This is a genomic window from Tsuneonella dongtanensis (assembly GCF_001698205.1).
GTDB classification, from domain to species: domain Bacteria; phylum Pseudomonadota; class Alphaproteobacteria; order Sphingomonadales; family Sphingomonadaceae; genus Tsuneonella; species Tsuneonella dongtanensis.
This window is the reverse complement of the sequence record NZ_CP016591.1, coordinates 2,205,620-2,224,937: the sequence shown is the minus strand read 5'-3', so window position 1 is coordinate 2,224,937 and position 19,318 is coordinate 2,205,620. Positions and strand designations below refer to the sequence as shown.

Genomic DNA, 19,318 nt, shown 5'->3' with positions numbered 1-19,318 from the left:
CGCCCTCTAGTGGTAGCGGCGCAAGAGACCTGCGAGCTTGCCCTGCACCTTGACCTCGTTGGGCCGATAGACCTGCGGCTCGTACGCTCCGTTGGCCGGGTCCAGCCGGACCATCCCGTTCTCGCGGCGCAGGTACTTGAGCGTCGCCTCCTCGTCGCGGACGAGCGCGACCACGATTTCTCCGTCGCGGGCCACATCGGTGCGCTTCACCAGAGCGAAATCGCCGTCGAAAATCCCCGCCTCGATCATCGAATCGCCGGATACCTCCAGCGCATAGTGTTCGCCCGGACCGAGCAGCGCGGCGGGAACGGGCAGGGTGCTTTGTCCCTCGAGCGCCTCGATCGGCATGCCTGCCGCAATACGTCCGTGAAGCGGGAGCTCGACGACGTCGTTGGCCGGCTCGGGACGAACCGGGGGACGCAGCGGCACGACGTTGTCCGCCGAGCGCGTGCGCGGAGCAGCAACCGAATCCTCGGGCTGACGGATGACCTCTAGAGCACGGGCGCGGTTCGCAAGGCGCCGGATGAAGCCCCGCTCCTCGAGCGCCGAGATGAGCCGATGCACCCCCGACTTGCTCTTGAGATCGAGCGCTTCCTTCATCTCTTCGAACGAAGGCGAAATGCCGCTTTCTTCCAGGCGGACGGTGATGAAATGCAGCAATTCGCGCTGTTTCGCGGTGAGCATGGGACCTATCCCCCGGCAAATGTTCCATACGGGAACGAACGCGGAACAATTAGGAAACTTGTTACAGTCCGTCAACCCGTATGAACGTTCTCCACCGAAGACACCGCGGATCGGTGTCGAAGGTTGCGTTCACGCGGCCAGCAATGCGCGCGTCGCCGCTTCGACATCCTGCTGGCGCATCAGGCTTTCACCAACGAGGAAGGTACGCACGCCGCTGCGTGACAGTCGCTCGCAGTCCGCATGGCTGTTGATCCCGCTTTCGCCGACCAGCAAGGTGCCGTCCGGAGCGAGCGGCGCAAGCGCCTCGGTCGTGGCCAGGTCGGTTTTGAAGGTCTTGAGGTTGCGGTTGTTCACCCCGATCAGCCGCGATCGGAGCCGGGCGGCCCGTTCCATCTCCGCCGCATCGTGAACCTCGACAAGGACGTCCATCCCGCGCTCGATCGCGGCGGCCTCGATCTCGGCCATCGCCCCGTCGTCGAGTGCTGCAACGATGATCAGGATCGCGTCGGCGCCGATGGCGCGCGCTTCGGCAACCTGCCACGGGTCGACCATGAAATCCTTGCGGAGAACCGGCAACGCACAGGCGCGCCGCGCATCGGCGAGAAAGTCCTCGTGCCCTTGGAAGAAGGGGGCGTCGGTGAGAACCGACAGGCAGGCGGCTCCGCCACTTTCATACGCAACCGCATGCTCGGCAGGGCGAAAGTCGGCGCGAATCAAGCCTTTGGAGGGGGAGGCCTTCTTGATCTCGGCGATCAGGGCGAACCCGGTCGCGACCTTCGCTTCCAGCGCGGCACGAAAACCGCGAGGCGCCGACTGACCACGGGCAAGACGATCGAGGTCCTCGATAGTCGCCAGCGCCTTGCGCGCGGCAACTTCGTCGCGCTTGACCGCGCATATCTCGTCGAGCTTGTTCATTGAGCGAGATCGATCCACTTCGCGAGCAGAGCTTCCGCACGGCCCGAATCAAGCGCTTCGGCTGCGACGGCGGCACCTTCGGCGTAATTCGCCGCCTTGCCGGCGATCATCAGCGATGCCCCGGCGTTGAACAGCACCGCATCGCGATAGGGGCCGGGCGCGCCCATCAGCAGCGCCTTGAGAGCTTTGGCGTTGTGCGCCGCATCGCCGCCGCGGATGGCCTCGATCGGTGCGCTCGGCAGCCCGGCGTCCGACGCGCGGGCACGGCGCATCTCCCATTCGTGACCCTTGACGTCGGCAATCTCGTTGCCACCCGCGAGGCTCAGTTCGTCGAGGCCTTCGTCACCCGATACAATCAACGTCCGCTCGGTGCCGAGGCGCGCCTTTGCTTCTGCGTAAATTGGCACATAGGCCGGGCGCGCGATGCCGATGAGCTGGCGTGTGACCCCGGCCGGATTCGACAGTGGGCCCATCAGGTTGAAGATGGTTCGGCGGCCGAGCCGCTGACGAATGGGTTGAATTCGACCCATCGCCGGATGATGGTTCTTCGCAAACAGAAAGCAGATGCCGATTTCGGCGAGCGTTCTTTCGGCGGTGCGCCCGGCCGCCTCCATGTCGAGCCCGAGCGCCTCGAGGGTGTCGGCCGCGCCCGCCTTGCTGCTCGCAGCACGGTTGCCGTGTTTCGCCACCGGCACACCTGCGGCGGCCACGACCAGCGACACCGCGGTCGAAACGTTGAGGGTATGGTGCCCATCGCCTCCCGTGCCGCAGACGTCGATGGAGCCCTCCGGCGCGTCGATCGGGATCAGCCGCGCGCGCAGCGCCCGCGCTGCCCCGGCAATCTCGTCGGCGGTCTCGCCGCGGTCGGACAGGTCGCAGAGGAACCGGGCGATTTCATTCTCGGCCACTTCGCCATCCAGCAGGGCACCGAACACCTCTTCGGCCTGCGATTCGGTAAGGTGCGGCTCGGATGGGGGCAGCGTCCTCACGCCGGAACTCCCGCTTCGATACCGCAGAGGCGCAGGAAGTTCGCAAGCAGGGCATGGCCATGTTCGGTGGCGATGCTCTCGGGGTGGAACTGTACGCCGTGGATGGGCAGCTCGCGGTGGCGGAAGCCCATGACATGGGCGTCATCCGCGGTCGCGTTGACGACGAGTGCGTCGGGAATGTCTTCGACCACCAGCGAGTGATAGCGGGTCGCGGTGAAGGGGGAGGGCAGGCCCTCGAACACGCCGCTGCCGTCGTGCGTGACGGGGGACGTCTTGCCGTGCATCAGCCCGCCGCGCACGACGCGACCGCCGAAATGCTGGCCGATGGACTGGTGTCCCAGGCATACGCCCATCAGCGGCTTGCCCGCATCGGCGCAGGCGGCGACGAGGTCGAGGCTGATGCCGGCCTCGTTCGGAGTGCAGGGGCCGGGGCTGATCAGGAATCCGGCGGCATTCGTGCGGATCGCTTCTGCGGCGGTCAGCGCATCGTTTCGCTCCACGCGCACCTCGGCGCCCAGCTCCATCAGGTAATGGACCAGGTTGAAGGTGAAGCTGTCGTAGTTGTCGACGACGAGTATCATGGCGCGGCGTTAGCGAACTTGTCGGTCGCGCGCACCAGTCCATCCACTATACCCGGCTCGCTCGCCGAGTGGCCGGCATCGTCGACAATCCAGAGTTCGGCTTCCGGCCAGACCTTCTTGAGCGCCCAGGCAGATGTCGGGGGCGTGCAGATGTCGTGGCGGCCCTGCACGATGACCCCCGGAATATGCTTGATCCGGTCGACGTCGCGCAAAAGCTGCGCTTCCTCCAGATAGAAATCCTCAAGGAAGAACTTGGCGCAGATGCGCGCGAAGGGCACCGCCTTGGCGGGGTCCTCGAAGTCGGCCAGCAGGCCGGGATTCGGGAGCAGCGTGGCAACGTTGCCTTCCCACAGCGACCACTCGGTGGCAGCGGCGAGGCGGGTGGCTTCGTCGTCGCTGGTCAGGCGAGCGTAGTAAGCTCGCACCAGGTCGCTGCGCTCCGCTTCGGGAATATGGCCCGAAAAGCTGTCCCACTGCTCGGCCATGATCTCGCTCGCGCCGTACTCGTAGAGCCAGCCCTTCTCGGTCTGCCGGGCGAGAAACACGCCGCGAAGGATGATCTCGGTGGCGCGCGCAGGATACTTCTGCGCGTAGGCGAGGGCGAGAGTGGCGCCCCAGCTACCGCCGAAGACCTGCCAGGCATCGTGACCGCACATTTCGCGCAAGGCCTCGATGTCGTCGACGATCCGCCAGGTGTCGTTGGCCTCGATCTCCGCGAAGGGGAGCGACTTGCCGCAGCCACGCTGGTCGAACAGCAGGACGTCGTACCGGGCGGGATCCCATTGCCGCCGATGCGACGTGCTCATCCCTCCGCCAGGGCCGCCGTGGAGGAACACGGCAGGCTTGGCGCCCGGCGTTCCGACGCGCTCGTAGTAGAGTTTGTGCCCGTCGCCCACGTCGAGGTGGCCGGTCTCGTATGGCTCGATTTCGGGATAGAGGGTGCGGTAGGTCATTCTGCCTTCTCCTCGACCAGCAGCATCGGGCCGATCGGTGCGCGGGCATCCATCCGGCCTTCGGCAGGATCCCAGAGCGCGGACACCGCCCCATCGAGATAGAGCGCGTTGGGGGTCTTCAGCACATCGCGGAAGTACCGAGCAAGCTTGCCGAAGCTGACCGGCCCTTCGCTGATGACGAAATGCGCCTTGCCCGCAGCGTCGACGCCCACGCCGTTGCGGATGGTCCGGCTGGGCCCGTCCTCGGTGATCTCGGGATGGAGCTTGCCGTCGATGAGGAGCATCGGTCCGCTCTGGGTACCGAATTCGGGTCGGTCTCCGACCTGGCTGTAGAATGCGTCGGCCGTCATCACGCGCCACTTGCCGGCCGAGCCAAAGAAGACGCCGTTGGGCTTCAGGTGGAAATTGCCCGCCCCGTCGTTGCGGTTGAGTTCCTTCAGTCGCTCGCCGTCCTTGACGTAGTAGCCGATCGGCTTGCCTTCGTCGTCGAACATGCCCGCGTTGACACCGAAAGCGACTCGCATGGCCTCGTCCGGCGAGGCGTCGGCAAAGGCCTTGAATCCCCTGTACGGCGTCTTGCCGAGCATCGTCGTTATCCGGTGGATTGCCGGATCCGCGGTGCAGTGGGTGAATTGCGCATCGTCGAAGGTGACGGTTTCGCACGGGGAGGCGACAGTAGAAGTCGGTGTCGGCGAAGGCGTTGCGGCCACATTCGCGTTGGGATCCTCAAGATCGATGCGCGTCACCGGCTCGCCGCCGGGCTGCTGGTTGCATGCCGCGAGCAGGATTACGAGGGGCAGGGCGAAGCGGGCCGTCACTGGCCGAACCCCGGCTCGGTCGCCTGCCGCGCCGCCTCGCGCGCCGCGGCAATGAGCGCGCTTGCCTTGGCTTCGCATTCGCGCTGCTCGTAGGCCGGATCGCTGTCGGCCACGATCCCGGCGCCGGCCTGCACGTGCATGACACCGTCCTTCACGACCGCGGTGCGAAGAACGATGCAGGAATCCAGCGTGCCGTCGGGTGCAAAGTATCCCACGCCGCCGGCGTAGGGCCCGCGCGCGGCGGGCTCGAGCTCGGCGATGATCTCGCAGGCGCGGATTTTCGGTGCGCCGCTGACGGTCCCTGCGGGAAAGCCCGCGAACAGGGCGTCGAGCGCGCTCTTCGCCGGGTCCAGAACGCCGACTACGTTGCTGACGATGTGCATGACGTGGCTGTAACGTTCGACGGTGAAACTGTCGGTCACCCGGACCGTGCCCTTCGCCGCCACGCGGCCTACGTCGTTGCGGCCCAGGTCGAGCAGCATGAGATGCTCGGCACGCTCCTTAGCGTCGGCAAGCAGACTTTCCTCAGCTTCCTTGTCCGCTTCCGGCGTCGCCCCGCGCGGTCGGGTACCGGCGATCGGGCGGATGGTCACTTCCCCGTCGCGCACGCGGACTAGGATCTCCGGGCTCGAGCCGACCACCGCGAAGCCGGGAAGGTCGAGGAAATAGAGAAACGGGCTCGGGTTGACCCGCCTCAGCGCGCGATAGAGCGAGAGCGGGGGCAGCGGAAAGGGACACTCGAACCGCTGCGACAGCACGACCTGAAAGATGTCGCCGGCCTCGATGTAGTCTTTTGCGCGGGCGACCATGCCGGCGAACTGCTCTGCCGGCATGGTCGGCTGCAGCGCCATTTCTGGCAAGTCGGCGGCGCGCGATGCAGGGGGAGGGGCAGCAGCCAGGCGGCGCAGTGTCTCGTCGATGCGCTCGCTCGCCGTTTCGACCGATTGGGACGGATCGCCGCTTCCGGACCAGACCGGTGCCATGCAGACAAGCTCATCGCTGAGCCGGTCGAACACCAGCAGGACCGTCGGCCGCGCGAACAACATGTCGGGCAGGGCAAGGCCCGGTTCCGCGGCGCGCGGCAGCTTTTCGACCAGGCCGATGGTCTCGTAACCGAAATAGCCGACGAGAAACGACAGCGCAGGAGGAAGGCCTTCGGGCACTTCGATGCGGCAGTTGTCCACCAGCGCGCGGAGTTCGGCAAGCGCGTTGCCTGATAGTTCCTCGAAGCCGTCGCGCGACACCTGCCAGTGGCGGTTCACTGCCGCGCGCTCGCCTTCGGCGCGAAACATCAGGTCGGGGTCAAGACCCAGCATCGAGTAGCGCCCGCGCACTTCCCCGCCCTCGACGGATTCGAGAAGAAAGTCGCCGCGTCCCGGCTCGATCAGCTTCAGTGCCGCGCCCACGGGGGTTTCCGTGTCGGCGACCACGCGCCGCCATACGAGCGCCGGCCGACCCTCAGCCAGCGCCGCGCGTGCCGCGTCGGCGTTCTCGGGAGCTGCGCCGCCCAGCGCGCGCGTCCTCAGTTTGCGCTCGTGCCGGTGAGCTGCCTGCGCACCGCGGCAATGGCGTCTGCGTTGCGCTCGATCTCGGCTTCCTTACGGATCGCGGCCCGCATTGCATCGCCATATTCGCGGCCCAGCATTTCGCTGAACGCACGCGATGCCTGGGCAAGCAGCGGATCGTCCGCTGCAATTTTGCCCGGCTCGATCTCGTCGAGAGCGACCACGAACCAGCCCGCATCGCGAGGCGCCTCGAGACGCTTGACGCTGTCCTTCGCCATCGAGAACAGCAGCGCGAGCGGAGGCGGCACGCGCTGGCCCTGCTGGACCAGTTCGCCGCGGGTCATGTTGACCGAGTCCATCGCCGGCAGGGCCACCTTCTCTGCAGCCATTGCCGCGGCCAGCGTCTGGCCCTTTGCGACGCGTGCAACGATGCGGTCGGCCGCAGCTTTCGCTGCCTTCTGCCCCGCCTCGCGGCGCCAACCGGCGGTTGCATCGTCCCTGATCTCCGCCAGCGGAGCGGCGGCCGACGGCGTAATCCGCGCAGTCTCGAAAACGAGATACTGATCGGTTCCGGGGATCGCAGCGATCTGCGGCTCGCCCTCTTCCATTTCGAAAGCGGCGGCGAGGGCCGGTGCGAGGACCGCCGGCGCGGTTTCGCCAGGAACACCGTAAACCCGTCCATCGGCAACGATCGGCTTTGTCGTGGAAACTTCTACCTCGAGCGACTTGGCGATGTCGGTCAGCGAACCGCCGTCGTCGATCTGGCCTTCCACTTCGGCGGCAAGATCGGCGAGTCCCTGCACGCGCTTTTCTTCGCGCAACGCGGCGACTATTTCGGTCCGAGCCTGGTCGAGTGAACGGGCCGGAGTGTTGTCGATCGCATCAACCCGGACGACGTAGAACCCGAGGCCTCCGCGTGCCGGAGTGGCGATTGCCCCGCGTCCCGCGGCGAAAGCTGCATTAGCCACCGCTTGCGAGGTGTTGCCCGCAAAGGTCGTCTTGTCCACGTTCTCGATCTTGCTCGGCTGGAGCCCGGTCTCGCGTGCAGCGGTCTCGAGCGCAGCCCCGCCACGCGCGGCGATCGCGTCGGCGGCTGCCTTTGTCGGAACGATCAGTTGAGTGAACGAGCGAAGTTCGCGCGCTGCATACTTTGCCGCTCGATCGCGATTGTATCGTGCGGACACCTCGGCGGACGTCGGTTCGATGTTGCCAAGGGCCTCGGCGCCGAACGTGGCGTAACGCAGCACGCGGCGCTCGGGCCGGATGTAGTCGCCGCGGTTGGCGTTGTAATATGCGGTGAGCTGTGCCGCTGTCGGCGCTCCGGTCGGCGCAAATGCCGCGCTCGGAATGGTCGCGATGGCTCCTTCGCGCCGCTCCTTCGTCAGGGCGGCATAGCGTGCCGCGACCTTGACCGGCATGCGGGCGCCGAACGATCCGGGCACGAGAACCTGCTGCGCGACGAGCGCATCGCCGAGGTCGCGGCGGACCTCCGCATCGGTAAGCTTCCGTTGGACAAGCGCCGCCTGATAGGCGGCTTCGCTGAACTGGCCGCCGGGGCCCGCAAACGCAGGGATCCGGCGGATCTCGCTGTTGATGAGGTTGCTCCCGACCCTGATGCCGTGCTCGGCAGCCCACCAGCTGATCGCGCGCCGATCGAGCAACTGGTCGAGTACCTCGTCCAGCCCGTTCTGCTCGACGAATGCCTGCAGGGACAGTGTCGGTTCCTGCTGCCGCAGCTGGTCGACTGCCAGTGAGGCGGCCTGACTCAGTTCGTTTGCGCTGATCTTCTCGTCGCCGACGACGGCCACGTTGTCGCCGCCGGTGATGCCGCCACCCATCGAGCCGGTGGAAGCCACGTCTCCCACCGCGAAGGCGACGCCGATCAGCCCGATGAAGCCGATGGTGAGGCCGAGACCGATCTTGGACTTGAAGACGTTGCGAAAGGACTGAAGCATGGCGATCCGAATATCGAAGGAACAGGTGCGCGGTCGAGGCCGCGCCGATGGCCGGGGGCTTTAGATGCCATGCGACCTTGCCGCAACAGGTCCTGACGCGTTTTGGTGCATGGGCCACGAAGGAGCTTTGCTTGAAGGAGCGATGGTGGCTATGGCCCGCCCCCAATCTTCAATTCACCTACGGGAAAACGTCACATGGCCTTGCGGCCCTTTATCGTCGGCAACTGGAAGATGAACGGCACGCGGGCGATGCTCGCGGAGGCGCGGGCGATCGACCGTTCCGCGCAGCGCCTGATGAAAGTCGAAGTTGCGCTGGCCCCGCCGTACACGCTGATCCACGCGGTCCACAAGGAAGCCGAACAGATCGGCGTCGGCGCGCAGGACTGCAGTGCCGAAGCCGACGGCGCGTACACCGGGGATATATCGGCGGTGATGATCGCCGATGCCGGCGCCAAGTTCGTAATCCTGGGACACAGCGAGCGCCGTCAGGGCCACATGGAAACGGATGCTCTGATCAGAGCCAAGGCGGAAGCGGCTCTTGCCGCGGGCCTCAAGCTGATCGTCTGTTGTGGCGAGGCCGAGGCGACGCGCGACGCGGGCGATGCCGAAGCTTTCGTGATCGCACAGCTGCGGAACTCTTTGCCCGAATCGATCGAGGGTGCCGGCGAACGTCTGTCTGTCGCGTACGAACCTATCTGGGCGATCGGCACAGGCAAGACAGCGACCGTTGCCGACGTCGAGACAATGCATCGTGCAATCCGCGCGCTCCTGGTCTCGCGATACGGCGAAGAGGAGGGCGGGATGGTCCGGATCCTCTATGGAGGTTCGGTGAAGCCCGAGAACGCCCGCGACCTGCTCGGCGCGGACGAGGTGGGGGGCGCCCTGGTGGGCGGCGCCAGTCTGACCGCCGAAAGCTTCCTCGGCATCGTCATGGCGGCAGCCGACCTGCAGGACGCCTGAACCCGCGCCGCTTGCCGATTGAGCCGCGCATCCCTAAGTGCGCGGTCGCACCCGAACACGAGAATTCCGTCCTATGTCGCTTTTCCTATTCCTGCTCGTCGTACAGGCGGTTGTTGCCGCAGCCCTCGTCGGGGTCATCCTCATGCAGCGGTCCGAAGGTGGCGGCCTCGGCATCGGCGGCAGCCCCAGCGGCATGATGAGCGCACGCGGCGCAGCCGACTTCCTGTCGCGCTCGACCCGCTGGCTGGCGATCCTGTTCGTGGTCCTTTCGATCGCACTGGCGGCACTCGCTGCCAGCACGAGCAACGGCGGCGTATCGGTCGAATCGACGCTCGATCGCTCGGCACCCGTCGCGCCCGCACCGGCCCAGCCGGCGCCGGTGCCGCCTGCCGATGACCCGCTCGCCGACCTGACCCAGTAACCGCTTGCGACAAGCCGGTTGTGGATTGCGGCACATTGCCGCGCGAACTTGCTTGCGCGTACCCCTGCGACACGCTTAAGGCCCGACTCCCATGGCGCGGTATATATTTATCACCGGCGGCGTGGTCTCCTCGCTCGGCAAAGGTCTCATGGCGGCGAGCCTCGCGGCTCTCCTGCAGGCACGTGGATTCCGCGTGCGCATCCGCAAATTCGACCCTTATCTCAACGTCGATCCGGGCACGATGAGCCCGTATCAGCACGGCGAGGTCTACGTGACCGACGACGGGGCGGAGACCGATCTCGATCTCGGCCATTACGAGCGCTTCACCGGGGTTTCGGCACACCAGGGCGACAACATCACCTCGGGCCGGGTCTATCGCGACATAATCGCGAAGGAGCGCCGCGGCGACTACCTGGGCGCGACGGTGCAGGTCATTCCGCACGTCACCGACGCGATCAAGGACTTCGCGCAGAGCGACACCGATGACCTCGACTTCGTGCTCTGCGAGATCGGGGGAACGGTCGGCGACATCGAGGGCCTGCCGTTCATCGAAGCGCTGCGTCAGCTGCGTAACGAGCTTGGACGCGACGATACCTGCTTCGTCCACGTCACCCTGGTGCCTTACATCGCCGCCGCGGGCGAATTGAAGACCAAGCCGACCCAGCATTCGGTCCGCGAGATGACCGGGCTCGGCATCCAGCCCGACATACTCCTCTGCCGCTGTGAAAAGCCGCTGCCCGATAGCGAGCGGGCCAAGATCGCGCTGTTCTGCAACGTGCGCAAGGAAGCGGTCATCCCCGCGCTCGACGCCTCGAGCATCTACGCGGTTCCTCTCCAGTACCACCGCGAGGGGCTCGACGACGAAGTTCTGCGTCATTTCGGCATGAGCGCCCCCGCACCCGACCTGTCGCGCTGGGACGACATCCTCGACCGCTATGAGCACCCCGAGGGGGAGGTGACGATCGGCGTTGTCGGCAAGTACGTCGGCCTGCCCGACGCCTACAAATCGCTCAACGAGGCGCTCGTGCACGGGGGCATGGCCAACCGGGTGAAGGTCAACATCCGCTGGATCGACGCCGAATTGTTCGAGAAGGACGACGACGAGATCGCTGCACGGCTCGAGCCGATGCACGGGATCCTGGTGCCCGGTGGCTTCGGCGAGCGTGGCAGCGAGGGCAAGATCGCCTCGGTGCGCTTCGCCAAGGAGCGGAAGGTGCCGTTCCTTGGCATCTGCCTCGGCATGCAGATGGCCTGCATCGAAGGGGCGCGGGCAGCGGGGCACTCGGAAGCCAGCTCGACCGAGTTCGGCCCGACGGACGAGCCGGTCGTCGGTATCATCACCGAATGGATGAGCAAGGAAGGCCTCCAGCAGCGCAGTGCCGAAGGCGATCTGGGCGGAACGATGCGGCTGGGCGCCTACGATGCCAGGCTTTCCGGCAACAGCTACGTCAGTTCGATCTATGGCGGCGCGACCACCATCAGCGAACGTCACCGCCATCGTTACGAGGTCAACTCGGCATACAAGGGCGCGCTCGAGAAAGACGGTCTCGTTTTCTCGGGAATGTCGCCCGACGGACTACTGCCCGAAATCGTCGAGCGGCCGGACCACCCCTGGTTCATCGGGGTGCAGTTCCATCCGGAGCTGAAAAGCAAGCCTTTCGATCCGCATCCCCTGTTTGCCGGGTTTATCGCTGCTGCGCTGCAGCAGGCCAGACTGGTCTGATTGCTGTCTGCAATGGCCTGAAAAGGGTCATTTCCTACAATCCGTCCCGATAGAAAACGAATATATGTTGCCTTAGGCGCCTCTACGCGCCTAGGGGGCAGGGGTTCGCACGAGTTATCTTTTGATAAGATCGCGTGTGTAAGCTGGCATGTGGCCGGCCTTTTACGAGCTTGGCGCGAGTTTGATCGTCTTCTGCGACCCGGACGGTCAGATTCGCCTGAGACGGCGTTCATTCGTCGTGGGGGCGGACCATTGGTCCGCCCCCAAATAATGTCAGCGCTGCCAGATTAGGCGGCGTTAGCCGCACCGCTTTCGGTATCGTCCTGAACGACCTCGAGCGTGGGCTGTCCGCCGACCAGGATTTTCTTCGGCTTCATCGCCTCGGGCACTTCGCGCACGAGGTCGATCGTCAGCAAGCCGTCGGCGAGGTCGGCATTTTCGACCCGCACGTAATCGGCCAGTTCGAAGCGGCGCTCGAACCCGCGATTTGCGATGCCGACGTGGAGCATTTCGCCCTGCTGGCCCTCGGGCCGCTTCCTGCCCTGGACCACCAGCAGATTCTGCTGTGCGGTGATGTCGAGATCGCCCGGCTTGAAGCCTGCGACCGCGATGGTGATGCAATAGTTGTCGTCACCCTTCCGCTCGATGTTGAACGGCGGATAGTTGTCGCCGGCATTGCCGCGCGCCTGGCTCTCGAGGATGTCGAAGAGGCGGTCGAAGCCGACGGTAGAACGACGATACGGTGTGAAATCGAGACGTGACATGAAACAAATCCTCCAATGAGCAATTTGACCATCAGGCGGGCCCGCAGATGCGGCGCCTGCCGGATTGCTTTCCCGCCCGCGATGCGGCACGGAAAGCGTAACCGAGATAGGAGCGGCGCGCGCGGTTTCAACCCTTTGCAAGCTGCTGAATCTGAAGGACAAATAATGGCATTGCCCGAAGTTGTGATCTACACCAAATTCGGTTGCGGCTATTGCTATCGGGCGAAGCGGCTGCTGGACGACAAGGGCGTGGCATACACCGAGCACGACATCACCATGGGCGGTCCCAAGCGCGACGAGATGATGTCGCGCGCTCCGATGGCGCGCACCGTGCCGCAGATCTTCATCGGTGACGTCCACATCGGCGGCTCGGACGACCTCGCCGCGCTCGATCAAGCGGGCAAGCTCGACGAGCTTCTCGGGACTGCATGACGCGGATTGCGCTGTTGCAGATGACCGCGGGGATCGACCCGGCGGTCAACGCCCGCACCGTGACGGATGCAGTGGCAGAGGCGGCGCAGGGCGGGGCGACGATGCTCTTCACGCCAGAAATGACCGGTTTGCTCGACCGCGACCGTTCACGCGCCGCAACCCACATCGTCCCCGAGCAACAGAACCCCGTCCTCGAGGCGGCACGTGCTGCTGCCTCTAGGCACCGCATCTGGGTCGCATTGGGGTCCATTGCGGTTTTCGGCGAAGGAGGCAGGTGGGCCAACCGTTCGATCCTCATCGGACCGCACGGAGAGATCGTGGCCCGATACGACAAGATTCACATGTTCGACGTCGATCTTGCCAGCGGCGAAAGCTGGCGGGAATCGAACGCGTTCGAGCCCGGCCGGGAGGTGGTTACGAGCGATGGGACTCCCCTGGGACGGTTGGGTTTGACGGTATGCTACGACATCCGCTTTCCCGCTCTTTTCGAAGAGCTTGGGCGCCGGAGCTGCGATGCCATCGCGATACCGGCCGCTTTCACGGTGCCCACGGGCAAGGCGCATTGGCACTTGCTGCAACGCGCCCGTGCGGTCGAGGCGAGCGCCTGGGTCATCGCAGCTTCGCAAGTCGGCGATCACGAAGACGGGCGCCGCACATTCGGTCACAGTCTGGTGGTGGATCCGTGGGGGGACATCGTGCTCGACATGGGAGGCGATGCGCCAGGCGTCGGCTTTGCGGAGATCGATGCAGAGCGAACCGCCGAAGTGCGCCGGCAACTGCCTTCCCTTGCCAACAAGCGCCCAATCCCCAACTAAGCCGCCGATGATTGTCTTCGATCTCTCGTGCACGCTTGGCCATCGCTTCGAGGGATGGTTCGCATCGTCCGAAGCGTACGCGGACCAGATTGGGCGCGGACTGGTGGCATGCCCACACTGCGGATCGGTCGGCGTCGAGAAGGCGCCGATGGCACCGGCCGTACCGGCCAAGGGTAATGCGCGAACGGAGGTTGCCGGACCTGCGCTGAGCAACGCCCTCCCTCCCGAGGTTGCGAAAGCCGTCCGGGCTCTCGCCGATGCGCAAGCTCGGGCGCTCAAGGAAAGCACGTGGGTGGGGACCGACTTCGCCGAGCAATCCCGTGCGATGCATTATGGCGAGCGCGATCACGCCACGATTCATGGGCAGGCAAGCCCGGATGAGGCGCGCGCCCTCGTGGAGGAAGGCATTCCGATCGCCCCGCTGCCGTTTCCGTTGGCACCGCCCGACGAACTCAACTGATTGCCAGCGCGATTCCGGCGCTTTACAGCCACCCCCGGCGCGCCCGTAGCTCAGCAGGATAGAGCATCAGATTCCTAATCTGGGGGCCACAGGTTCGAATCCTGTCGGGCGCACCAACTGACCGCAGGCGGGGCGAGAGAATGGACGAACGCGAGGACCTGGCGGAGATCCGCCGCGCCGTTCGCGCGCTATGCGAGCAGTTTCCCGGCGAGTACTGGCGCGCGAAGGATCGCGACCGTGCCTATCCCGGCGAGTTCGTCGATGCGCTGACCCGCGCAGGATTTCTCGCTGCACTGATCCCAGAGCAATTCGGCGGCAGCGGGCTGAAACTGGACGCAGCCGCGGTCATCATGGAGGAGATCCAGGCCTCCGGCTGCAACGGTGCCAGCGCTCACGCGCAAATGTATATCATGAATACGCTGCTGCGGTACGGGAGCGAGGCGCAGAAGGCCGCATACTTGCCCGGCATCGCCCGGGGGGAGTTGCGCCTGCAGGCGTTCGGGGTGTCCGAACCGACCAGCGGGACCGACACCCTCTCGCTGAAAACCCGCGCCGTGCGGGACGGAGAGCACTACGTCGTAAACGGCCAGAAAATCTGGACCAGCCGCGCCGAGCATTCCGACCTCATGCTGCTGCTCGCGCGCACGACACCGCGCGAGGAGGTCGCCAAGCGCACCGAGGGGCTCAGCGTGTTCCTCGTCGACATGCGCGAAGCGGTCGGCAATGGCCTGACGATCAAGCCGATCCGCACGCTGATGAACCACTCGACCACCGAAGTGTTTTTCGACGACCTGCGCATTCCGGCAAGCGCACTCGTGGGGCAAGAGGGGCAGGGCTTCCGCTACATTCTGTCAGGCATGAATGCCGAGCGGATCCTGATTGCGGCCGAATGTGTCGGCGATGCGAAGTGGTTCATCGAAAAGGCCGTCGGATATGCCAACGGACGCGAGGTCTTCGCGCGTCCGATCGGAAAGAATCAGGGAATTCAGTTTCCTATCTCCCGTTGTTACGCGCAAATGCGCGCTGCCGAGCTCATGGTCCACCATGCCGCGCAGGTCTATGACGCGGGCGGAAATCCGGGTGCCGAGGCGAACATGGCGAAACTTCTCGCCAGCGAAGCGAGCTGGGCTGCCGCCGACATGTGCGTGCAGACCTTCGGCGGCTTCGGCTTTGCCGAGGAGTACGATGTCGAACGCAAGTTCCGCGAGGCGCGACTGTACACCGTGGCGCCGATCAGCACGAACCTGATCCTGAGCTACCTTGCCGAGCACGTGCTCGGTCTGCCGCGCAGCTACTGAGCGGCCCAGCCGCGCTCTTTCGCCGCCCGTTCCGCCGCGGCGTCGAGCGCCGGGCCAGCCGCCATGCCCTGCGCAGCCTCCATGATCGCACTATCGACAGAGCTAGCCTGGCGGTAGTCGTTCGCCGATACGTCGATACCGTCGCGCTGGACCCTCAGGTGCCAGCCGCCGCCCCTGCGGCACGCAATGCCCGACACGTCCGCACGAGCGAAGCCGCGGCACAAGGTTCCTTCTTCGTCGGCGAAACTCAGGAGTATCCGCGTTTCGTCGCCCTGGCGCTGATCCGCGACTAGCTGGCTGTCGAGAGCCCTTGCGAGGTCGTTGGAAGCGAAGGTGAGGCCGTCGCGCGTCTCGGTCTGGCCGCTGCGCAGGCCGGGGATGAGCAATGCGAGAACCAACGCGGCGGCCATCGCCGGGCCAGCCCAGCGCAGCGTTCTGGCATTAAAGCCGAAGCGCTGGTTACGAATCTCATCAAGCGATACTATCTTTCGCGCGGCGTCGATCGGCGTGGTCAGTCGCTCGGGTACCGGCTCGGCAAGCACCGGTGCGAAGTGCGCTGTTAGCGCCTCGCGCAGCGAGCGTTCGGCGGCGATGGCCGACGCCAGCTCGGCGTCGCTTTCCGCCTCGCGCGCGATCCGCGCGGCCGTGAGTTTGTCCAGCTCGCCGTCGACGTAGGCGCGGATTTCGTCGGAATCGCGTGTCACGCAGCTTCTCCCAGCATGGCCATCAGCGCCTCGCGGCCCCGACCGAGGCGGGAGGTGAGGGTGCCCACCGGACAGCCGACGATTTCGGCTGCCTCCGCATATTTGTAGCCCTCGACAAGGACGAGCATGACCGCTTCGCGTTGATCGTCGGGCAGGCGGTCCATGGCGCGACCCACCACGCCGAGCTCGGCGGCCGCTTCCTGTCCGCCGTCGCCGCCGACGCTCAGCCCGGTTTCCTCGGTTACGAACGTCTGCGACCGCCGCGTGCGGCTTCGCCCTTCGTCGATCCAGATATTGCGCATGATCCTGTACATCCAGCTGTCGAGCCGCGTGCCCTCCTGCCACTGCGTGCGGGAGGTCAGCGCCCTTTCCACAGTCAACTGCACCAGGTCGTCACCATCGGCACGGTCGCGCGCCAGCCCGAGCGCGAACCGGCGCAAGCGGGGGAGAAGCGCGACCATCTCGTCTTCGAAGCCGTGGGCGATCGTTCTGGCCTTCGTATCTTGCGGTTCGTTCTTGCGGTCTTGCAGGGATGAAACGGATGGCGGGGATCGTTTCATCCCTGTTAAGCGCAAAAAGCCCATCAGGTGAACGATGCGAATGCCGATTTCCCGAATTGCCATGTTGCTCGCCTTGCTGGCCTCGCCCGCGGTCGCGCAGATAGGCCTCCCGGGGGTGCAGCTTCCGACCGGCCCTGTCCGCGACACCATCGGTGGTGTCGTGCGGGTTGCCGAACCGGTACTGGCCGATGCCGGCCGTCAACTCGCTGCGTTGCGCGAGGATCGGCTCGAGCGGCTTGTCAGGACCAATCCCAAACACCTCGAGATGACCCCGGACGGATTTCCCGCACGGCGCGGCGAGATCGTCGTGTTCGAGCCGAGCGAGTTTGCGCTGCGCGGCTTGCAAGCGCTCGGCTTTGGAGTAGTCGGCGTCGAAACGATAGATGGGCTCGATATCGCGGTCACGCGGGTGCGCCTGCCGCACGGAGTGCGCCTGCGAGAGGTCGAGGGATTGCTTCAGCGCGCCGCGCCGGGCCTGCAGTGGACGCCAGACCACATTTTCGAGCAGGTGGGACGCGGAGGAGGAGCAGCAAGGGCCATAGTGCCCACGCCCGCCATTTCCGCTCGAGTTGGAGTGGTCGACGGGGCGCCGTCGGCATCGCTTCCCATCGCCGCCAGCAAGGGCTTTGCCATAGGGGCCCCGATGGCGAGCGATCATGGCAGCGCGGTCGTTTCGCTACTTAGGCGTGCCGGTGTGCGTACCATCGCGGTCGCCGACGTCTATGGACAGGACCCTGCGGGAGGCAGCGCGACGGCTGTCGCACGGGGATTGGGGTGGCTCGTCGCAGGCGGCGCGAAAGTGATCAGTATGAGCATTGTCGGCCCTGACAACCCGCTGCTCTCGCGTTCGATTGCAGCAGCGCGTGCGAAGGGCGTCGTGATCGTGGCGGCAGTCGGCAACGATGGACCGGCGGCGCCCCCTGCTTTTCCGGCAAGCTACCCAGGGGTGGTCGCAGTCACGGGCGTCGACGCGCGAAATCGTGCCCTCATCGAGGCTGGGCGCGCACTCGATCTCGATTACGCTGCCCCGGGTGCGGACTTGGTCGCTACCAACGCTAAGGGTCGCACGGTAAAGCTGCGCGGCACCTCCTTTGCCGCGCCTCTCGCTGCCGCGCGCATAGCTGCGGCGATGGATGGAGACTGGCAAGCCAAGGTCGACGCCGAAGTAGTCGATCTTGGCAGGAAAGGTCCCGATCCGATCTACGGCCGCGGTCTTATTTGCGGGGATTGTCGCTAAACTTTCAGTAGCTTGTGCAGTTTTTCCAGACTTTCATGGATGGATCAGGACCGACGATCCGTTTTCCTGCCGACGGACGGCACCGCCTTCCGGCAAGGAAAAAAGGAACAGGACCATGAAAGCCATCTTCTTCACCTCGGTCGCGCTGCTGCTGGCTGCAACCCCGGCCCACGCCCAGTTGCTGGGTGGCGGTGGTCTGGGAGGCGGACTCGGCGGAAGTCTGGGCGGCTCCCTCGGCGGAACGCTCGACATTCCCTCCCGTGGAGTCGAAACCGTGACACGGGGCGCCGGTTCAGTTGTTGGCACGACCGAGGGCTCGACCAGGGTCGATCGCCGTTCTGGTCGGGTTTCGGCCGACCGCAATGCCTCCGCGCAAGGTTCGGGTTCGCTGGATAAGACCATGGTTACACCTGTCGGCGGGCTGACCGGATCGGGTTCGGGAAGCGGGCAGGCTAGCGGGTCGGCGAGCGGCGAGGCGCAACTTGTCGGTACCGACGCAGTCCGCGGCCTCGCGGGCGGCGCAGTCGGTACGGCGCGCGGCGCAGCGAGGACAGGGCGCGATGCAGCCGGAGACGGCGTGAGCCGGGTGCGCGGCGCCGCGAACGGCGCCTTGCAGCAAGGCGCCTCGCTCGGTGGCAACACAAGCGGCACGGCTACGAGTGCCGCGAATGGCATGTTCTCGGGTGCCGCCGGCCAGCTCGCCATCGCGGGCAGCGCCGCCGGGCAGGGAGCGGGCGTGTTTGGCATCGCCCCCGGTATGCCGGTGCTCGACGACAGTGGCGACCGCATCGGCGAGGTACGCCAGGTGATCGCAGACAGCCCAGGGCGTGTCGAAGAGCTCGTCGTCATGACCGAAGACGGTCCAGCGACGCTTCCGGCAGGGAATTTCACCGGAGCCGGTTCGCTGCTCATTTCGGCAATGGGCGAAGGCAAGATCGAAAAGACCGCCCGCCAGCAGGCGAGCGTGGAACCCGCCGACTCCGCCGATTGACCCTCCCTCCAGGCGGAGTCCCTCCCGGGAAGTCCGGGTCGATCGCAGGATCGGCCCGGGCTTTTCACGCGGGGTCGCAAAACTTGCGTGAAAGCGCTTGAATCGGTGCGCTAACTATGATTCTGTCAGTTCCGTGACACGGGAAGGACATCGAATCCTATCGCCGAAGGATCGGCTTACTCAGGGCGCCGCGCTTGCAGTGCTCCTGGTGCTGGGCGGCCTTGCGATTGTCGGGCCAAGCGGCTTGCTTGCCTGGGGCGATAACCTGCGCCTGCTGGATCAGCGCCGTGTGCAGATCGCCAAGCTCACGCACGAGCGCAACGAACTCCAGATGCAGGTCGACGCGCTGAACCCCAAGCGCGCTGATCCGGACTTCGTGGGAGAGCTGATCCGCAAGGACCTCAATGTCGTTTATCCCGACGAGGTCGTGATCCTGCTCAAGCCGACGGAAAGCCGCTAGGCCCCTACGTCAAATCGGGTTTTCGTATGCACGCGGATTGCGCGTACCGAAGGCTTGCGCCATAGGCTGAGGAGACCCTCGCCACTCACCGGC

General features: G+C 65.5%; 21 protein-coding genes and 1 tRNA gene. 11 read left to right on the top strand and 11 right to left on the bottom strand.

Annotated elements, in window-relative coordinates:
- Nucleotides 1–6: 6 nt before the first annotated feature.
- From lexA to A6F68_RS10875, 8 genes are all read right to left on the bottom strand, one after another.
- Nucleotides 7–684, bottom strand: a complete 678-nt coding sequence (lexA, locus tag A6F68_RS10910; protein WP_067679862.1) for a transcriptional repressor LexA — start codon at nucleotides 682–684, stop codon at nucleotides 7–9.
- 129 nt (nucleotides 685–813) lie between these two features.
- Complete coding sequence (trpC, locus tag A6F68_RS10905; RefSeq protein ID WP_067679858.1) at nucleotides 814–1,599, bottom strand: indole-3-glycerol phosphate synthase TrpC; 786 nt, start codon at nucleotides 1,597–1,599, stop codon at nucleotides 814–816.
- Entirely contained in the window at nucleotides 1,596–2,588 is a 993-nt protein-coding gene (gene trpD, locus A6F68_RS10900) for an anthranilate phosphoribosyltransferase (protein ID WP_067679856.1), read from the bottom strand. The genes trpC and trpD overlap by 4 nt, the downstream gene beginning before the upstream one ends.
- Entirely contained in the window at nucleotides 2,585–3,169 is a 585-nt protein-coding gene (locus A6F68_RS10895) for an anthranilate synthase component II (RefSeq protein ID WP_067679846.1), read from the bottom strand. The genes trpD and A6F68_RS10895 overlap by 4 nt, the downstream gene beginning before the upstream one ends.
- Nucleotides 3,166–4,122: a prolyl aminopeptidase gene (gene pip / locus A6F68_RS10890; protein WP_067679838.1), complete on the bottom strand. Its 957-nt coding sequence runs from the start codon at nucleotides 4,120–4,122 to the stop codon at nucleotides 3,166–3,168. Before pip ends, A6F68_RS10895 begins: the two co-directional genes overlap by 4 nt.
- Nucleotides 4,119–4,940 carry a phosphodiester glycosidase family protein gene (locus A6F68_RS10885; protein WP_067679836.1) on the bottom strand — a complete coding sequence of 274 codons (822 nt, stop codon included), beginning with the start codon at nucleotides 4,938–4,940 and terminating at the stop codon, nucleotides 4,119–4,121. The genes pip and A6F68_RS10885 overlap by 4 nt, the downstream gene beginning before the upstream one ends.
- Nucleotides 4,937–6,451: an anthranilate synthase component I gene (trpE, locus tag A6F68_RS10880; RefSeq protein WP_067679832.1), complete on the bottom strand. Its 1,515-nt coding sequence runs from the start codon at nucleotides 6,449–6,451 to the stop codon at nucleotides 4,937–4,939. The genes A6F68_RS10885 and trpE overlap by 4 nt, the downstream gene beginning before the upstream one ends.
- 11 nt (nucleotides 6,452–6,462) lie before the next feature.
- The gene (locus tag A6F68_RS10875) at nucleotides 6,463–8,400 is read right to left on the bottom strand and encodes a peptidylprolyl isomerase (RefSeq protein WP_067679829.1); all 1,938 of its coding nucleotides are present in this window, start codon (nucleotides 8,398–8,400) and stop codon (nucleotides 6,463–6,465) included.
- A 195-nt stretch (nucleotides 8,401–8,595) separates the two neighbouring features.
- Between A6F68_RS10875 and tpiA the strand changes: the two genes are divergently transcribed.
- The 3 genes from tpiA (at nucleotide 8,596) to A6F68_RS10860 (ending at nucleotide 11,504) form a co-directional block, all read left to right on the top strand.
- Complete coding sequence (gene tpiA / locus A6F68_RS10870) at nucleotides 8,596–9,360, top strand: triose-phosphate isomerase (protein WP_067679825.1); 765 nt, start codon at nucleotides 8,596–8,598, stop codon at nucleotides 9,358–9,360.
- Between the two features lie 73 nt (nucleotides 9,361–9,433).
- Complete coding sequence (secG, locus tag A6F68_RS10865; protein ID WP_067679815.1) at nucleotides 9,434–9,781, top strand: preprotein translocase subunit SecG; 348 nt, start codon at nucleotides 9,434–9,436, stop codon at nucleotides 9,779–9,781.
- Nucleotides 9,782–9,872: 91 nt separating this feature from the next.
- Nucleotides 9,873–11,504: a CTP synthase gene (locus tag A6F68_RS10860; RefSeq protein WP_067679811.1), complete on the top strand. Its 1,632-nt coding sequence runs from the start codon at nucleotides 9,873–9,875 to the stop codon at nucleotides 11,502–11,504.
- A 287-nt stretch (nucleotides 11,505–11,791) separates the two neighbouring features.
- On the opposite strand, the gene A6F68_RS10855 is transcribed toward A6F68_RS10860, so the two are convergent.
- Nucleotides 11,792–12,268 carry an Hsp20 family protein gene (locus tag A6F68_RS10855; protein WP_067679810.1) on the bottom strand — a complete coding sequence of 159 codons (477 nt, stop codon included), beginning with the start codon at nucleotides 12,266–12,268 and terminating at the stop codon, nucleotides 11,792–11,794.
- 165 nt (nucleotides 12,269–12,433) lie between these two features.
- Here A6F68_RS10855 and grxC point away from each other — a divergent pair, with 165 nt between their 5' ends.
- The 5 genes from grxC (at nucleotide 12,434) to A6F68_RS10830 (ending at nucleotide 15,273) form a co-directional block, all read left to right on the top strand.
- Complete coding sequence (grxC, locus tag A6F68_RS10850; RefSeq protein ID WP_084001798.1) at nucleotides 12,434–12,700, top strand: glutaredoxin 3; 267 nt, start codon at nucleotides 12,434–12,436, stop codon at nucleotides 12,698–12,700.
- Complete coding sequence (locus A6F68_RS10845; RefSeq protein WP_067679808.1) at nucleotides 12,697–13,515, top strand: carbon-nitrogen hydrolase family protein; 819 nt, start codon at nucleotides 12,697–12,699, stop codon at nucleotides 13,513–13,515. Before grxC ends, A6F68_RS10845 begins: the two co-directional genes overlap by 4 nt.
- Nucleotides 13,516–13,522: 7 nt before the next feature.
- Nucleotides 13,523–13,975: a DUF1178 family protein gene (locus A6F68_RS10840; RefSeq protein WP_067679802.1), complete on the top strand. Its 453-nt coding sequence runs from the start codon at nucleotides 13,523–13,525 to the stop codon at nucleotides 13,973–13,975.
- 39 nt (nucleotides 13,976–14,014) lie between these two features.
- A tRNA-Arg gene (locus A6F68_RS10835) sits at nucleotides 14,015–14,091 on the top strand.
- 24 nt (nucleotides 14,092–14,115) lie between these two features.
- Nucleotides 14,116–15,273, top strand: a complete 1,158-nt coding sequence (locus tag A6F68_RS10830; protein ID WP_067679800.1) for an acyl-CoA dehydrogenase family protein — start codon at nucleotides 14,116–14,118, stop codon at nucleotides 15,271–15,273.
- Here the strand turns inward: A6F68_RS10830 and A6F68_RS10825 are convergent.
- Both A6F68_RS10825 and A6F68_RS10820 read right to left on the bottom strand, forming a co-directional pair.
- Nucleotides 15,267–15,977, bottom strand: coding sequence for an anti-sigma factor family protein (locus A6F68_RS10825; RefSeq protein WP_067679797.1), 711 nt, complete (start codon nucleotides 15,975–15,977; stop codon nucleotides 15,267–15,269). The two genes, A6F68_RS10830 and A6F68_RS10825, sit on opposite strands and share 7 nt — an antisense overlap.
- The gene (locus tag A6F68_RS10820) at nucleotides 15,974–16,438 is read right to left on the bottom strand and encodes an RNA polymerase sigma factor (RefSeq protein WP_067682482.1); all 465 of its coding nucleotides are present in this window, start codon (nucleotides 16,436–16,438) and stop codon (nucleotides 15,974–15,976) included. The genes A6F68_RS10825 and A6F68_RS10820 overlap by 4 nt, the downstream gene beginning before the upstream one ends.
- A gap of 139 nt (nucleotides 16,439–16,577) precedes the next feature.
- On the opposite strand from A6F68_RS10820, the gene A6F68_RS10815 reads away from it, so the two are divergent.
- From A6F68_RS10815 to A6F68_RS10805, 3 genes are all read left to right on the top strand, one after another.
- A complete protein-coding gene (locus A6F68_RS10815) occupies nucleotides 16,578–17,774 on the top strand; it encodes a S8 family serine peptidase (RefSeq protein ID WP_232308124.1) in 1,197 nt (398 codons plus the stop codon).
- A 115-nt stretch (nucleotides 17,775–17,889) separates the two neighbouring features.
- Entirely contained in the window at nucleotides 17,890–18,765 is an 876-nt protein-coding gene (locus tag A6F68_RS10810) for a PRC-barrel domain-containing protein (protein ID WP_067679793.1), read from the top strand.
- A gap of 199 nt (nucleotides 18,766–18,964) precedes the next feature.
- On the top strand, nucleotides 18,965–19,225 hold the full coding sequence (locus tag A6F68_RS10805) for an FtsB family cell division protein (protein WP_335673613.1): 261 nt from the start codon (nucleotides 18,965–18,967) through the stop codon (nucleotides 19,223–19,225).
- The last annotated feature ends 93 nt before the right edge of the window (nucleotides 19,226–19,318 follow it).

What these genes read in the sequence shown, in the direction of transcription:
- lexA (WP_067679862.1), bottom strand. Translation starts at nt 684, where the DNA reads ATGCTCACCGCGAAACAGCGCGAATTGCTGCATTTCATCACCGTCCGC.
- trpC (WP_067679858.1), bottom strand. Translation starts at nt 1,599, where the DNA reads ATGAACAAGCTCGACGAGATATGCGCGGTCAAGCGCGACGAAGTTGCC.
- A6F68_RS10895 (WP_067679846.1), bottom strand. Translation starts at nt 3,169, where the DNA reads ATGATACTCGTCGTCGACAACTACGACAGCTTCACCTTCAACCTGGTC.
- pip (WP_067679838.1), bottom strand. Translation starts at nt 4,122, where the DNA reads ATGACCTACCGCACCCTCTATCCCGAAATCGAGCCATACGAGACCGGC.
- A6F68_RS10875 (WP_067679829.1), bottom strand. Translation starts at nt 8,400, where the DNA reads ATGCTTCAGTCCTTTCGCAACGTCTTCAAGTCCAAGATCGGTCTCGGC.
- tpiA (WP_067679825.1), top strand. Translation starts at nt 8,596, where the DNA reads ATGGCCTTGCGGCCCTTTATCGTCGGCAACTGGAAGATGAACGGCACG.
- secG (WP_067679815.1), top strand. Translation starts at nt 9,434, where the DNA reads ATGTCGCTTTTCCTATTCCTGCTCGTCGTACAGGCGGTTGTTGCCGCA.
- A6F68_RS10860 (WP_067679811.1), top strand. Translation starts at nt 9,873, where the DNA reads ATGGCGCGGTATATATTTATCACCGGCGGCGTGGTCTCCTCGCTCGGC.
- A6F68_RS10855 (WP_067679810.1), bottom strand. Translation starts at nt 12,268, where the DNA reads ATGTCACGTCTCGATTTCACACCGTATCGTCGTTCTACCGTCGGCTTC.
- grxC (WP_084001798.1), top strand. Translation starts at nt 12,434, where the DNA reads ATGGCATTGCCCGAAGTTGTGATCTACACCAAATTCGGTTGCGGCTAT.
- A6F68_RS10845 (WP_067679808.1), top strand. Translation starts at nt 12,697, where the DNA reads ATGACGCGGATTGCGCTGTTGCAGATGACCGCGGGGATCGACCCGGCG.
- A6F68_RS10840 (WP_067679802.1), top strand. Translation starts at nt 13,523, where the DNA reads ATGATTGTCTTCGATCTCTCGTGCACGCTTGGCCATCGCTTCGAGGGA.
- A6F68_RS10830 (WP_067679800.1), top strand. Translation starts at nt 14,116, where the DNA reads ATGGACGAACGCGAGGACCTGGCGGAGATCCGCCGCGCCGTTCGCGCG.
- A6F68_RS10820 (WP_067682482.1), bottom strand. Translation starts at nt 16,438, where the DNA reads ATGGTCGCGCTTCTCCCCCGCTTGCGCCGGTTCGCGCTCGGGCTGGCG.
- A6F68_RS10815 (WP_232308124.1), top strand. Translation starts at nt 16,578, where the DNA reads ATGCCGATTTCCCGAATTGCCATGTTGCTCGCCTTGCTGGCCTCGCCC.
- A6F68_RS10810 (WP_067679793.1), top strand. Translation starts at nt 17,890, where the DNA reads ATGAAAGCCATCTTCTTCACCTCGGTCGCGCTGCTGCTGGCTGCAACC.